The sequence below is a fragment of the Pseudomonas sp. 7-41 genome (assembly GCF_021233075.1).
Classification (GTDB): domain Bacteria; phylum Pseudomonadota; class Gammaproteobacteria; order Pseudomonadales; family Pseudomonadaceae; genus Aquipseudomonas; species Aquipseudomonas veronii.
Window position 1 is genome coordinate 203191 of sequence record NZ_CP089551.1, and the last position, 13592, is coordinate 216782.

At 57.5% G+C, this 13592-nt stretch carries 15 protein-coding genes; all 15 read right to left on the bottom strand.

The genetic code is table 11. From position 1 onward, the window contains the following. Positions 1-21: 21 nt before the first annotated feature. The 15 genes from atpA to rpmH all read right to left on the bottom strand — a co-directional run bounded on the left by atpA (position 22) and on the right by rpmH (position 13209). The gene (gene atpA / locus LQ249_RS00865) at positions 22-1566 is read right to left on the bottom strand and encodes a F0F1 ATP synthase subunit alpha (RefSeq protein WP_017848933.1); all 1545 of its coding nucleotides are present in this window, start codon (positions 1564-1566) and stop codon (positions 22-24) included. A 21-nt stretch (positions 1567-1587) separates the two neighbouring features. Further along, positions 1588-2124, bottom strand: coding sequence for a F0F1 ATP synthase subunit delta (locus LQ249_RS00870; RefSeq protein WP_017848934.1), 537 nt, complete (start codon positions 2122-2124; stop codon positions 1588-1590). Between the two features lie 12 nt (positions 2125-2136). Further along, positions 2137-2607, bottom strand: coding sequence for a F0F1 ATP synthase subunit B (locus tag LQ249_RS00875; RefSeq protein WP_015886647.1), 471 nt, complete (start codon positions 2605-2607; stop codon positions 2137-2139). 57 nt (positions 2608-2664) lie between these two features. After that, positions 2665-2922, bottom strand: a complete 258-nt coding sequence (atpE, locus tag LQ249_RS00880; RefSeq protein ID WP_002555987.1) for a F0F1 ATP synthase subunit C — start codon at positions 2920-2922, stop codon at positions 2665-2667. A gap of 133 nt (positions 2923-3055) precedes the next feature. After that, positions 3056-3925, bottom strand: a complete 870-nt coding sequence (atpB, locus tag LQ249_RS00885) for a F0F1 ATP synthase subunit A (protein WP_017848936.1) — start codon at positions 3923-3925, stop codon at positions 3056-3058. Positions 3926-3941: 16 nt separating this feature from the next. Further along, complete coding sequence (locus tag LQ249_RS00890; protein ID WP_026140275.1) at positions 3942-4349, bottom strand: F0F1 ATP synthase subunit I; 408 nt, start codon at positions 4347-4349, stop codon at positions 3942-3944. Between the two features lie 148 nt (positions 4350-4497). After that, entirely contained in the window at positions 4498-5370 is an 873-nt protein-coding gene (locus tag LQ249_RS00895) for a ParB/RepB/Spo0J family partition protein (RefSeq protein WP_017848938.1), read from the bottom strand. A gap of 9 nt (positions 5371-5379) precedes the next feature. Then, positions 5380-6177, bottom strand: coding sequence for a ParA family protein (locus LQ249_RS00900; RefSeq protein ID WP_016978715.1), 798 nt, complete (start codon positions 6175-6177; stop codon positions 5380-5382). Positions 6178-6195: 18 nt separating this feature from the next. After that, on the bottom strand, positions 6196-6840 hold the full coding sequence (rsmG, locus tag LQ249_RS00905; RefSeq protein WP_026140276.1) for a 16S rRNA (guanine(527)-N(7))-methyltransferase RsmG: 645 nt from the start codon (positions 6838-6840) through the stop codon (positions 6196-6198). Then, complete coding sequence (gene mnmG, locus LQ249_RS00910; RefSeq protein ID WP_057004955.1) at positions 6837-8729, bottom strand: tRNA uridine-5-carboxymethylaminomethyl(34) synthesis enzyme MnmG; 1893 nt, start codon at positions 8727-8729, stop codon at positions 6837-6839. Before mnmG ends, rsmG begins: the two co-directional genes overlap by 4 nt. Positions 8730-9280: 551 nt before the next feature. Further along, entirely contained in the window at positions 9281-10651 is a 1371-nt protein-coding gene (mnmE, locus tag LQ249_RS00915; RefSeq protein ID WP_017848941.1) for a tRNA uridine-5-carboxymethylaminomethyl(34) synthesis GTPase MnmE, read from the bottom strand. Positions 10652-10730: 79 nt separating this feature from the next. Then, the gene (gene yidC / locus LQ249_RS00920; protein WP_232566119.1) at positions 10731-12413 is read right to left on the bottom strand and encodes a membrane protein insertase YidC; all 1683 of its coding nucleotides are present in this window, start codon (positions 12411-12413) and stop codon (positions 10731-10733) included. A 2-nt stretch (positions 12414-12415) separates the two neighbouring features. Beyond that, positions 12416-12661 (bottom strand): membrane protein insertion efficiency factor YidD, encoded by a 246-nt coding sequence (yidD, locus tag LQ249_RS00925; RefSeq protein WP_003213574.1) that lies wholly within the window; start codon positions 12659-12661, stop codon positions 12416-12418. Further along, positions 12654-13058: a ribonuclease P protein component gene (gene rnpA / locus LQ249_RS00930; protein ID WP_010565857.1), complete on the bottom strand. Its 405-nt coding sequence runs from the start codon at positions 13056-13058 to the stop codon at positions 12654-12656. Before rnpA ends, yidD begins: the two co-directional genes overlap by 8 nt. A gap of 16 nt (positions 13059-13074) precedes the next feature. Continuing rightward, a complete protein-coding gene (rpmH, locus tag LQ249_RS00935; RefSeq protein ID WP_003213577.1) occupies positions 13075-13209 on the bottom strand; it encodes a 50S ribosomal protein L34 in 135 nt (44 codons plus the stop codon). Positions 13210-13592: the final 383 nt, after the last annotated feature.

Below are 13592 nucleotides of genomic sequence, written 5' to 3' on the forward strand. Positions count from 1 at the left end.
CCTTGCGGCTCCCGCTGCGGCTTACCAGGTTTGGGTGGCCTTGAACTTCTCGATACCGGCTTTCATGCCAGCGTCGATATCGTCATTGAAGTCACCCTTCACGTTGATCTTCGCCATCAATTCGGCGTGATCGCGGTTGAAGTAAGCAATCAGCGCTTGTTCAAAGCTGCCGACCTTGGCGATTTCAACGTCGGTCAGGAACCCACGCTCAGCGGCATACAGCGACAACGCCATGTCAGCGATCGACATCGGGGCGTATTGCTTCTGCTTCATCAGCTCGGTAACGCGCTGACCATGCTCAAGTTGCTTACGGGTCGCTTCGTCCAGGTCAGAAGCGAACTGGGCGAATGCCGCCAGTTCACGGTACTGAGCCAGAGCGGTACGGATACCACCGGAGAGCTTCTTGATGATCTTGGTCTGAGCGGCACCACCCACACGGGATACCGAAACACCGGCGTTCACTGCAGGGCGGATGCCCGAGTTGAACATGGCCGATTCCAGGAAGATCTGACCGTCGGTGATGGAAATCACGTTGGTCGGAACGAACGCGGAAACGTCGCCAGCCTGGGTTTCGATGATCGGCAGTGCGGTCAGGGAACCGGTTTTGCCGGTCACTGCGCCGTTGGTGAACTTCTCTACGTATTCTTCCGAAACGCGGGATGCGCGCTCCAGCAGACGGGAGTGGAGATAGAACACGTCGCCTGGGTAGGCTTCACGGCCTGGTGGACGGCGCAGCAGCAGGGAAATCTGGCGGTAAGCCACTGCTTGCTTGGACAGATCGTCATAAACGATCAGCGCGTCTTCACCGCGGTCGCGGAAGAATTCACCCATGGTGCAACCGGAGTACGGTGCCAGGAATTGCAGCGCAGGAGATTCCGAAGCACTGGCAGCCACGATGATCGTGTTGGCCAGGGCGCCGTTTTCTTCCAGCTTGCGAACCACGTTGGCGATGGTCGATTGTTTCTGACCGATGGCTACGTAGACGCAGAAAATGCCGCTGTTCTTCTGGTTGATGATCGCGTCGATCGCCAGAGCGGTTTTACCGATCTGACGGTCACCGATGATCAGCTCACGCTGGCCACGGCCGACTGGGATCATGGCATCGACAGCCTTGTAGCCAGTCTGTACAGGCTGGTCTACCGACTTACGCCAGATCACGCCTGGAGCAACTTTCTCGACCGCATCGGTCTCGGTGTTGTTCAGCGGACCTTTGCCGTCAACTGGGTTACCCAGTGCGTCGACTACGCGACCCAGCAGTTCCTTACCAACCGGAACCTCCAGGATGCGGCCGGTGCACTTGGCGCTCATGCCTTCAGCCAGACTGGTGTACGCGCCCAATACAACGGCACCTACGGAGTCTTGCTCCAGGTTGAGGGCCATACCGTAGACGCCGCCCGGAAACTCGATCATCTCGCCGTACATGACGTCGGCCAGACCGTGAATCCGCACGATGCCGTCAGATACGCTGACGACAGTGCCTTCGTTACGGGCTTGGGAGGTCACATCGAGTTTGTCGATGCGGCCCTTGATAATTTCACTTATTTCGGAAGGATTGAGTTGCTGCATTGCTCTGCTGCCCCTTCAAACTCAAGATTTCAATGCTTCGGCAAGGCTCGCGAGTTTGCCGCGAACCGAGCCATCGATAACCAGGTCGCCGGCGCGAATGACAATACCCCCAATGAGGGATTTGTCTTCCGCAACTTGCAGGCGCACTTCCCGGTCGAGTCGTGCACTGAGAACCTTGGCGAGTTTGTCTTGCTGTTCTTGGTTCAATGCAAAAGCACTGGTCACTTCAACGTCTACCGACTTCTCTTGCTCGGCCTTGAACAGGTCGAACAGAGCGGCAATCTCCGGCAGAAGCGGGAGACGGTCGTTTTCGGCAACGACGTGAATGAAGTTCTGCACTTTCACATCGAACTTGTCGCCGCACACGTCAATAAACGTGGCGGCCTTGTCTGCGCTCGTCAGGCGCGGGGCCTTGAGCACGCGCTGCATGGTGTCGTCTTGCGACACTGCTGCAGCCAGGCCGAGCATGGCTGACCAAGAGGCCAGCTGCTGGTGGGCCTGGGCGTGCTCGAAGGCTGCCTTAGCGTAAGGTCGGGCCAACGTGGTCAGTTCTGCCATGATCGCCCTCGCTTAAATTTCAGCAGCCAGTTTATTAACCAGCTCCGCGTGCGCGTTTTGATCGATTGTGGCACCGAGGATCTTCTCGGCACCGCCGACCGCCAGCGCACCCAGTTGGGCACGCAGCGCGTCTTTGACGCCGTTCAGTTCCTGTTCGATCTCGGCATGAGCCGAAGCCTTCACACGATCAGCTTCGACGCGGGCTTTTTCAACAGCCTCTTCGACGATCTGGTTGCCGCGCTTCTTGGCTTGCTCAATGATTTCAGCTGCCTGTGCTTTAGCATCGCGCAGTTGATGACCCACTTTCTCTTGGGCCAACTCCAGGTCGCGAGCTGCACGGCTGGCAGCGTCCAAACCATCCGCGATCTTCTTCTGACGTTCGTGCAAAGCCGCGATGACCGGAGGCCACACGAACTTCATGCAAAACACTACAAAAATGAAGAACGCAACGGATTGGCCAATCAGGGTTGCATTAATGTTCACGCCAACACCTCGCTCATTCGTTGTCCATCACCCCAATCAACTCGAAAATTCGAGTGATTAGCCAGCGAGTTGACCAACGAAGGGGTTCGCGAAGGTGAAGAACAGAGCGATACCAACGCCGATCATGGTCACGGCGTCGAGCAGGCCGGCGACGATGAACATTTTAACTTGCAGCATTGGAACCATTTCTGGCTGACGCGCTGCGCCTTCCAGGAATTTGCCGCCAAGCAGGCCGAAACCAATGGCAGTACCCAGGGCGCCCAGGCCGATCAACAGTGCAACAGCGATAGCGGTTAGACCAACTACAGTTTCCATCTTTCCTCCCGACTTTTACGTCGTATGGTTTAGGTTTTTTAGATTTTAAAGCGGTAAAACAAATCGTTTCATAGCCCTTTCAGGCCACCTTCCCGTTTTACCGGGAAGGACATCAGACTAGTCGAGACTGGCCTTAATGGTTCTCTTCGTGCGCCATCGACAGGTAGACGATGGTCAGCATCATGAAGATAAACGCCTGCAGGGTGATGATCAGGATGTGGAACACAGCCCACGCCCACTGCAGAACAACGCCCAGGCCGCTAAGCCAGAGCAGACCGCTGCCGAACATCACAGCGATCAGAATGAACACCAGCTCGCCGGCATACATGTTGCCGAACAGTCGCAAGGCCAGGGAGATCGGCTTGGCGACCAGGGTCACGAATTCCAGCAGGAAGTTCACCGGGATCAGCAGGGCTTGAACGAAGATGTTCTTGCTGCCGAACGGGTGCAGGGTCAGTTCGCCGATGAAGCCGCCGATGCCCTTGACCTTGATGCTGTAGAAAATGATCAACGCGAACACCGACAGGGCCATGCCCAGGGTGGCGTTAGGGTCAGTGGTGGACACCGCACGGAATGGAATGTGGTGATCGCCAGTGATCAGGATGGCCAGCTGAGGAATCCAGTCGACCGGAATCAGGTCGACGGCGTTCATCAGGAACACCCAGACGAAGATGGTCAGTGCCAGCGGTGCAATCACCGGGCTACGGCCATGGAAGCTGTCTTTCACGCTGCCATCGACGAATTCGACCAATACTTCAACGAAGTTCTGCAGGGCACCCGGTTGACCGGAAGTCGCCTTCTTTGCCGCCATGCGGAAAATCAGGACGAAAATCAGACCCAATGCGACCGACCAGCCCAGAGTATCCAGGTGGAAAGCCCAGAAGCCCATTTCTTTGGCTTCTGCTGCGGTGTGGGCGAAGCCCCAGCCGCCGTTGGGAAGCTGACCGAAGGTCAGGTTCTGCAAGTGGTGCTGGATATAGCCCGAAGCGGTTGTTTCTGCCATGGTTGCCTCAAACGCCCTAAGGTTTCGAAAGTCTTGTTTTCATTAGCAGGGGAGCGAACCAGCTGACCAGTTGGGTCAACACGAAGACGCTGAATACAGCCAGCGGCGCCAATGGCTTCACACCTGCAAAGGTCAGTGCAAACAGCACTGCCGTCAAAATCAATTTCCCCGCCTCGCCGGCATAAAAAGACCGGACGATGGCCTGGGCTGCTCGGGCGCCGGAAAACCGAAAGGCCCTGTGAGCAAAATACATATTGGGCAGCAAGGCTATCAGGCCTCCGCAGAGTCCCGAGTATCCCGCTACGACTCCATGCCAGTACCAAAGCGCCAGTGCGGCGATCAGCAAAATGACAAATTGCGCCAATAGAACCGGGAAAACGGCCAAGCGATGGAACGACGACGTGTTTGGCGTGCGGGTTTCCACCACTCTTGCTCCTCAATGGTCGGCTGCCGGAAATCAATAACTTGGCATAATTTGTGCCGACAAAATGCGCGCAGAGTATAGGGGCGGTTCTGCCCCTATTCAACTGTCAGGTAGTGATTTCCGATCACACGCTACATAAGCAATTGTTTCAGCGGATGTGGGCAAGAACACCCTGAAGCTCATCTAGAGAGTTATAGCCGATGACCAGTTGGCCTTTACCCTTCTTGCCATGCCGAATTTGCACCGCAGAGCCCAGGCGCTCGGCCAGGCGCTGTTCGAGACGCGCGATATCCGGATCAGTTTTGACCGCTTCGACCGGTGCAGGTTTACCACTGAGCCACTGTCGAACCAGGGCCTCGGTCTGACGAACGGTGAGGCCCCGTGCGACAACGTGTCGCGCCCCTTCAACCTGTTGATTTTCCGGTAAACCGAGCAAAGCACGCGCATGCCCCATTTCGAGGTCGCCATGGGAAAGCATCGTCTTGATGACTTCCGGCAGTGCGATCAGGCGCAGCAGGTTGGACACGGTCACGCGGGATTTACCCACGGCATCGGCCACTTGTTGCTGGGTCAGCTGGAATTCCTGCTGCAAACGCTGCAAAGCGATCGCTTCTTCGATCGGATTGAGGTCTTCGCGCTGGATGTTCTCGATCAACGCCATGGCGATGGCGGTTTCATCCGGCACATCGCGCACCATCGCCGGGATGGTTTCCTTGCCGGCCTGTTGGCTCGCGCGCCAGCGGCGTTCGCCAGCGATGATTTCAAAGCGGCCGGCGCCAATCGGGCGGACCACGATCGGCTGCATCACGCCCTGGGCCTTGATCGAGTTGGCCAGTTCTTCCAGCGCCTGCGGGTCCATGTCCCGGCGCGGCTGGTATTTGCCGCGCTGGATCAGGTCCAGCGGCAGGTGCTGCAGCTCGCGCTCGTCGGCCTGTACCGCTTGTTCTTCAAGGGTCGTGACAGTCGGACCACTCAGCAGTGCATCCAGTCCACGTCCGAGACCTCGTTTCTTGACGGCCATGGGGTTTCCTTAAGTTGGCTGGGCTGCAGCGGTACGGGAGTTGCGGCGTTGACGACGAACCATCTCGCCGGCCAATGCCAGGTAGGCAATGGCGCCACGCGAGGACTTGTCATACGCCAGCGCGGGCATGCCATAGCTTGGCGCTTCGGCCAGGCGGATGTTGCGTGGGATCACGGTGTCGTACAACTGATCGCCGAAGTGTTCCTTGAGCTGCGCCGACACATCGTTCATCAGGCTCAGGCGCGGATCGAACATGGTCCGCAGCAGGCCTTCGATCTGCAGGTTCGGGTTGAGCAGTTCGGCGATGCGCTTGATGTTATCCACAAGGTCGCTCAAGCCTTCCAGTGCGTAGTACTCGCACTGCATGGGGATAATCACGCCATCGGCGGCCACCAGCGCATTGAGCGTCAGCATCGACAGCGACGGCGGGCAGTCGATCAAGATGTAATCGTAATTCTCGCGGATCGGCGCCAAGGCGCTGCGCAGACGGCTTTCTTTCATCTGCATTTCCAGCAGCACCACTTCCGCCGCCGTCAGGTCGCGGTTGGCCGGCAGCAGTTGATAACCGCCGTGTTCGGAATAGTGCATGGCCTGGGCCAGGTCGCACTCGCCGATCAGCAAGTCGTAGACCGAGTTTTCCAGGCCGTGTTTATCCACACCGCTACCCATGGTGGCGTTGCCCTGTGGATCGAGATCGATCAACAGCACCCGGCGCTTGGTCGCGACCAGGGATGCTGCGAGGTTGATACAGGTGGTGGTTTTACCCACGCCACCTTTCTGGTTCGCTATCGCGAATACCTTAGCCATTCTTGCTTGTGTTCCCAATCATGCCGTGCGGCGCAGTATCAGCAGATGGCGTTGGCCTTGGCAACCGGGTACGGCCAAGGCGTGTTCGCTATCGAGGTGGAAGTCTGCCGGCAATGCTAACAGCTCGTCGCTTGGATGAACGCCCTTCATTGCCAGCCAACGTGTGTCGCGGTCGCCTAAGTGGCGGGTCCAGTTGCTGAAATTCTCCATGCTGCTGAAAGCCCGGGAAACAATTCCGTTGAAAGGCTGCGGCGGCGTGAAGGCTTCGACGCGACTGTGGATAACTTGCAGGTTGTCCAGCTTCAATTCGAGTTTGACCTGGGTCAGGAAGCGGGTCTTCTTGCCGTTACTGTCCAGGCAGGTCACTTGCGACTCGGGAAACAGGATAGCGAGCGGAATGCCAGGCATCCCGCCGCCGCTGCCGACGTCGAGCCAGCGGCCGTTTTCGATGAACGGCATCACGCTCAGGCTGTCGAGCAAGTGGCGCGAGACCATTTCGTCGGGGTCGCGCACCGCCGTCAGGTTGTAAGCCTTGTTCCATTTGATCAACAGGGCCAGGTAGCCGAGCAGCAACTCGTGCTGGGCGGGGCTCAGGTCGACACCCAACTGGCGTGCTCCTGTGGATAACTCTTCGGCGTGTTGCGAGGTGACCAACGAACTCAAGCGCTTTGCTCCAACTGACGGCCCGCGCCGCGTTTTTTCAAATGAATCATCAATAGCGAAATGGCTGCCGGGGTGACACCGGGGATCCGTGAAGCCTGGCCCAGGGTTTCCGGGCGAGTTATCCCCAGCTTGCTTTGGATTTCTTTCGACAGCCCGGAAATCCCGGTGTAATCGATATCCACAGGCAGCTTGGTGTCTTCACTGGCGCGCAGGCGAGCGATCTCGTCCTGCTGGCGATCGATATAACCGGCGTACTTGGTTTTGATCTCGACCTGTTCGGCGACCTGCGGATCGTCTGCGCCGCCGCCGGTCACTTCAATCAGACCAGCGTAGTCGATTTCCGGACGGGACAGCAGGTTCAGCAGGTTGTACTCGTGGGTCAGCGGCGTGCCGAATTTTTCGGCGATCGCGTCGCCCTGCTCGGTACCCGGGCGAACCCAGGTGCTTTTCAGGCGCTGCTCTTCCAGGTCGATACTTTCGCGTTTCTTGCAGAAAGCCGCCCAACGCGCGTCATCCACCAGGCCCAACTCGCGGCCTTTTTCGGTCAGGCGCAGGTCGGCGTTGTCTTCGCGCAGGATCAGACGGTATTCCGCTCGCGAAGTGAACATCCGGTACGGTTCCTGGGTACCCAGGGTGATCAGGTCGTCGACCAACACGCCGATATACGCTTCATCGCGACGCGGGCACCAGCTGTCTTTGCCCTGCGCGCGCAACGCGGCGTTGGCCCCGGCCAGCAAACCTTGGGCGCCGGCTTCTTCGTAACCGGTGGTGCCATTGATTTGCCCGGCGAAGAACAGACCGCCGATCACTTTGGTTTCCAGGCTGTATTTCAGGTCACGCGGGTCGAAATAGTCGTACTCGATGGCGTAGCCGGGACGCACGATGTGCGCGTTTTCCATGCCGCGAATCGATTGCACGATCTGGATTTGCACGTCGAACGGCAGGGAAGTGGAAATCCCGTTCGGGTACAGCTCGTGAGTGGTCAAGCCTTCGGGCTCGATGAAGACCTGGTGGCTTTCCTTGTCGGCAAAGCGGTGGATCTTGTCTTCGATCGACGGGCAGTAACGCGGGCCGATGCCTTCGATCACCCCGGAATACATCGGCGAACGGTCGAGGTTCGCGGCAATGATTTCGTGGGTGCGCGCATTGGTGTGGGTAATCCAGCAGCTCACCTGTTTCGGGTGCTGCTCTTTCGAACCCATGAACGACATCACCGGAATCGGCGTATCGCCGGCCTGCTCGGTCATCACCGAGAAATCCACCGAACGCCCATCGATCCGCGGCGGCGTACCGGTTTTCAGGCGACCGACCCGCAGCGGCAGTTCGCGCAGGCGTTGTGCCAGGGCAATCGACGGCGGATCGCCGGCGCGGCCACCGGAATAGTTCTGCATGCCGATGTGGATAAGTCCACCGAGGAACGTGCCGGTGGTCAACACCACGGATTCAGCGAAGAAACGCAGGCCCATCTGGGTGACAACACCGCGGACCTGGTCTTGTTCGACGATCAGGTCATCGGCTGCCTGTTGAAATATCCACAGGTTCGCCTGGTTTTCCAGGGTTTCGCGTACCGCCGCCTTGTACAGGATGCGGTCAGCTTGTGCCCGGGTCGCACGCACGGCTGGGCCTTTGCGGCTGTTCAGCACACGAAATTGAATACCCCCTTTGTCGGTGGCCATGGCCATCGCGCCGCCAAGGGCGTCGATTTCCTTGACCAGATGGCTTTTGCCGATGCCGCCAATGGCAGGGTTGCAACTCATGGCACCAAGGGTTTCCACGTTGTGCGTCAGCAACAGGGTTTTTGCACCCATGCGTGCTGAGGCCAGTGCTGCCTCGGTACCGGCATGACCGCCGCCGATGACGATCACTTCAAAACGGGAAGGGAAATCCACCACGCACCTCGTGCCTGCTTATGTAGGTAATTAGGAATTGATTGATTGAGCTGGTTTTAGAGCTTTGGCGGCCAGTATAGGGACTTAGCCCTTCCTAAAGAACCCTTTGCACAAAATTTAACCAGCTGTGGATGAATCACAGACAATAGAAATTAAAAGAGAGAAAGATATTAAATCTTTGTTTTTATGTTTATTTATACTGAGCCTACTTTCTGTGGATAGATTGCTACAGCCCTTTATTTACGTAATGTACAGAGATTCAAAAGTCTGTGGTCATGTGTCCATGAGCGGCGTGGATAAGTGCTTTAAGCCTGTGGATTAAACAGGCAGTTATCCACAGAGGGGTTTTCGCTCAGGTTTCAAGCCCTGTTATCAACCGGGCACAGGCGCGGTTATTCACAGGGCTTAATCCACAGAAATTGCTGCGCCAACGCAAATCGCGCCCACGGTGAGGCCACCAATGGCTGGCTCAGGAGTGCAGAAAGAGAGGAAATCGGCTGAAACAAGAGAAACAGACAGGCACGAATGGCCTGTCTGTGGACAACGAAGGTCTATTTACCGATACAGAAGCTGGAAAAGATCCGCCCCAGCAGGTCATCCGAGCTGAATGCCCCGGTGATCTCGCCCAATAGCTGCTGCGCCTGGCGTAAATCCTCAGCCAACAGCTCACCGGCGCCAGCCAAGGTCAGCTGCGCCCGACCATGCTCCAGGGCCGCGCTAGCATGGCGCAGCGCCTCCAGGTGCCTGCGACGGGCGCTGAAGCTGCTTTCCGACGTCTGCTCATAGCCCATGCAGGCTTTGAGGTGTTCGCGCAGCAACTCCAGGCCATCCCCGGCCGACTTGGCACTCAGGCTGATCGTGACGTGGCCATCCTCACTGGTTTCCATGGCAATGGCTTCGCCAGTCAGGTCGGCCTTGTTGCGGATCAAGGTGACTTTGGCCGGGTCGGGCCGTTGCTCGAGGAATTCCGGCCACAGGGCAAAAGGGTCCACCGCCTCGGGCGCAGTGGCGTCTACCACCAGCAGCACACGGTCGGCTTCGCCGATGGCCTTGAGGGCGCGTTCCACGCCGATCTTTTCCACCTGGTCGTCGGTGTCACGCAGCCCGGCCGTATCGACGACGTGCAGCGGCATGCCGTCGATGTGGATATGTTCGCGCAGGATATCCCGGGTGGTGCCGGCAATCTCGGTGACGATCGCCGCTTCACGGCCGGCCAGGGCATTGAGCAGGCTGGATTTGCCCGCATTGGGGCGCCCGGCAATCACCACGGTCATGCCGTCGCGCAACAACGCGCCCTGCCCGGCTTCGCGCAGTACTGTGGATAACTCGTCGCGGACTTTATCCAGCATCGCCAACACATGGCCATCGGCGAGGAAGTCGATTTCTTCTTCCGGAAAATCAATCGCCGCCTCCACATAGATGCGCAGGCTGATCAGTTGCTCGGTCAAGTTATGCACGCGCAGGGAAAACGCGCCCTGCAGTGAGCGCAAGGCGTTGCGCGCCGCCTGTGCAGAACTGGCCTCGATCAAATCGGCAATGGCTTCGGCCTGGGCCAGGTCGAGTTTGTCGTTGAGGAATGCACGCTCGCTGAATTCTCCCGGCCGGGCCAGGCGACAGCCCAGTTGCAGGCAGCGCTGCAGCAGCATATCCAGCACGACGGGGCCGCCGTGACCCTGCAATTCAAGGACGTCTTCACCGGTAAAGGAATTCGGCCCCGGGAAATAGAGGGCCAGGCCTTCGTCCAGCACCTGGTTATCCGCATCCAGAAATGCGCCGTAATGGGCGTAGCGCGGTTTCAACTCACGACCGCTGATGGCCTTGGCGGCCATGCCGGCGAGCGGCCCGGAAATTCGAACGATACCGACACCGCCGCGACCTTGGGCGGTAGCGACAGCAGCGATGGTTTCACGAGGAGCGCTCATCAGCAGGTTCCAGAACAAAAGTGACGGAAAGCAAAACGCCCCACTAGGGGGCGTCTTGAGTGGTTATCCACAGAGTAAGTTACGCCGCGGCTTTTTTGGTAGCCGCTTCGATCTTACGTGTGATGTACCACTGTTGAGAGATCGACAACACGTTGTTGACCACCCAGTACAGCACCAGACCAGCCGGGAACCACAGGAAGAAGAAGGTGAAGATGATTGGCATCATTTTCATTACCTTGGCCTGCATCGGATCCGGCGGAGTCGGGTTCAGGCGCTGCTGGATGAACATGGTCGCGCCCATGATGATCGGCAGGATAAAGAACGGGTCTTTGATCGACAGGTCAGTTATCCACAGCATGAACGGTGCCTGGCGCATTTCCACGCTTTCCAGGAGTACCCAGTACAGCGACAGGAATACCGGCATCTGCACCAGAATCGGCAAGCATCCACCCAGCGGGTTGATCTTCTCTTTCTTGTACAGCTCCATCATGGCCTGCGACATTTTCTGCCGGTCGTCGCCATGTTGTTCTTTCAGCGCGGCCAGTTTCGGGGCCACGGCACGCATGCGCGCCATCGACTTGTAGCTGGCGGCCGACAGTGGGAAGAAGATCCCCTTGATCAGCATCGTCAGGAAGATGATCGAGAAGCCCCAGTTGCCGACGATGCTGTGGATATGTTGCAGCAGCCAGAAGATCGGCTGGGCAATGAACCACAGGATGCCGTAATCCACAGTCAGTTCCAGACCTGGGGATAACTCTTTGAGCACTGCCTGGCTTTTCGGGCCGGCGTACAGGGTCGCGGTGGTTTCAGCCTTGGCGCCTGGAGCAACGGTCAACGTCGGGCCAGTAAAGCCGATGATGTAGTTGCCCTGGCTGTCCTTGCGGGTTTGCACCAGGTTGGCTTCACCCTTGTTCGGGATCCACGCGGTCACGAAGTAGTGTTGCAACCAGGCAACCCAACCACCTTGGACGGTTTCTTTCAGCGCGCCCTTGTCGATATCTTTCATCGACACTTTTTTGTACGGCTCGTTACTTGTCCACAGGGCGGCGCCCAGGTAAGTCGCGGTGCCGGTGGCGGTGCTCGAAGAAGGATCGGCGCTGCCATCACGCTTGAGCTGGGCAAACAGGTTGCCGCTCCACGCTTTGTCGCTTTCGTTGTCGATCAGGTAAGTGACCTTCAAGTCGTACAAACCGCGGGTGAAGCTGAAGCGTTTGATGTAATTGACGCCGTCGAGGCTGAATTTCAGGTCGACGTTCAACTGGTTCTGGCCGTCAGCCAGTTGATAAGTCTTCTGTTCGGTCGAATAAACCGGACGACCGGTAGCACGCGCATCCGGACCGTTGGTGCCGGTCAGGCCGCTTTGTGCCAGATAAACGCGTTCGCCGCCGTTATCGAACAGCTGGAACGGAACATCCGGATGGTCTTGGCGACGTGGATACAGCGGCAGTTTCAGCTGCGCGATATCACCACCTTGTGGATCGATAGCCAGGTCGAGCACATCCGTTTTCACATGGATGAGGTCTTTATTGGTGACAACTGGCGTTTCTACAGGGGCGCTTGTCTCGCCATTCGCGCTGGGAACATCGGCACTCGCGGACGCATTGTTACCCAGCGGGGTGTCCGGAATAGCCGGCGCAGCCTGATTGCCAGCAACATTCTGAGTCGGCAGGGCAGCTTGGCCGTAGTCCTGGTTCCACTTAAGAACCATGACGTAGGACACGATTGCCAGGGCGACGATCAGGATCGTGCGTTTAATATCCATGATTACTCGGCCATCGAAGAAGAACGGGAGGTAGGGATAGGTGGAACCGGGTCATAACCACCGGGATTCCACGGATGACAGCGACCTAAACGACGAAAGGTCAGCCAGCCACCGCGCAGAAGACCATGATTTTCTATGGCCTCTAACGCGTAGCAGGAACAACTGGGGTAGAAACGACAGTGGTTGGCCATCAGAGGACTAATGGCATAGCGGTAAAACTGGATCGGAACGAGTGCCAGTTTACGCATCAAGGCTGTCTACCCCTACAGTTTCGGTGCTGACTGCTGGTGCTGGTTTGTTGGTACGCGCCAGACGTTTCCAGAGCTTGCCGAAATGCTGAATCAATTCGGGGTTTTCTACGTCCCCCAAGCCTTTGCGCGCGACGATAACAATATCCCAACCAACCAGAGTGTCCTGGTGGAGGCGAAACGATTCGCGCATCAGACGCTTGAGGCGATTGCGCTCAACGGAGAGCTTTACGCTCTTCTTGCCGATCACCAACCCGAGACGGGGGTGATCCAGATCGTTGTTACGCGCAAGGAGCAGGAGATTTTTCCCCGGAACCTTGCCGGTGGGGGAGTCAAAGACTGCCTTGAAGTGCCGGGGGGTAAGCAGACGCTTTTCCCGACTGAAGTCCTGACTCACCACCAGTACCGGATTATCAAACTGCCAGACGCGCACGACCTTTGGCGCGGCGACGCGACAGGACAGCACGGCCGTTCTTGGTAGCCATGCGAGCACGGAAGCCGTGGGTACGGGCGCGTTTGATGGTGCTTGGTTGGAAAGTACGTTTCATGGCGTTGTTACCTGGTTCGTCCACAACGGGCCGGAATGGCCCCCGTTTTAAGAGACCGGCGATTCTAGAGAAAGCAAGCCTCTAGGTCAATTTCCAACCAGCTTTTCCTTCAATTAGATCTTTACAGGCAATCCGCCCTTTTTTGTCCAGCGAGCTTCCAAGGGCAATGCCATAGATATAAAAATAAAGAAGGAAGTTATTTAAAGCTTTTCTGTAAAGCTTATAAAAGCTAGGCAGGCATTCCTCTGTGGATAACTGCCTTTAGGCCTTATTCCACGTGATGTACAGAGAATGACAACACGGGGGAGAAACGGTGCTCTGCCTGTGCTGCGCTGTCGGATAAGCTGTGGGTGGAATGGGTTGTTATCCACAGGCCAGTTACC

Coding starts and splice junctions, on each gene's coding strand:
- rpmH (WP_003213577.1), bottom strand. CDS start 13,209: ATGAAACGTACTTTCCAACCAAGCACCATCAAACGCGCCCGTACCCAC.
- LQ249_RS00900 (WP_016978715.1), bottom strand. CDS start 6,177: ATGGCTAAGGTATTCGCGATAGCGAACCAGAAAGGTGGCGTGGGTAAA.
- atpA (WP_017848933.1), bottom strand. CDS start 1,566: ATGCAGCAACTCAATCCTTCCGAAATAAGTGAAATTATCAAGGGCCGC.
- LQ249_RS00870 (WP_017848934.1), bottom strand. CDS start 2,124: ATGGCAGAACTGACCACGTTGGCCCGACCTTACGCTAAGGCAGCCTTC.
- LQ249_RS00895 (WP_017848938.1), bottom strand. CDS start 5,370: ATGGCCGTCAAGAAACGAGGTCTCGGACGTGGACTGGATGCACTGCTG.
- atpE (WP_002555987.1), bottom strand. CDS start 2,922: ATGGAAACTGTAGTTGGTCTAACCGCTATCGCTGTTGCACTGTTGATC.
- yidC (WP_232566119.1), bottom strand. CDS start 12,413: ATGGATATTAAACGCACGATCCTGATCGTCGCCCTGGCAATCGTGTCC.
- atpB (WP_017848936.1), bottom strand. CDS start 3,925: ATGGCAGAAACAACCGCTTCGGGCTATATCCAGCACCACTTGCAGAAC.
- yidD (WP_003213574.1), bottom strand. CDS start 12,661: ATGCGTAAACTGGCACTCGTTCCGATCCAGTTTTACCGCTATGCCATT.
- mnmE (WP_017848941.1), bottom strand. CDS start 10,651: ATGAGCGCTCCTCGTGAAACCATCGCTGCTGTCGCTACCGCCCAAGGT.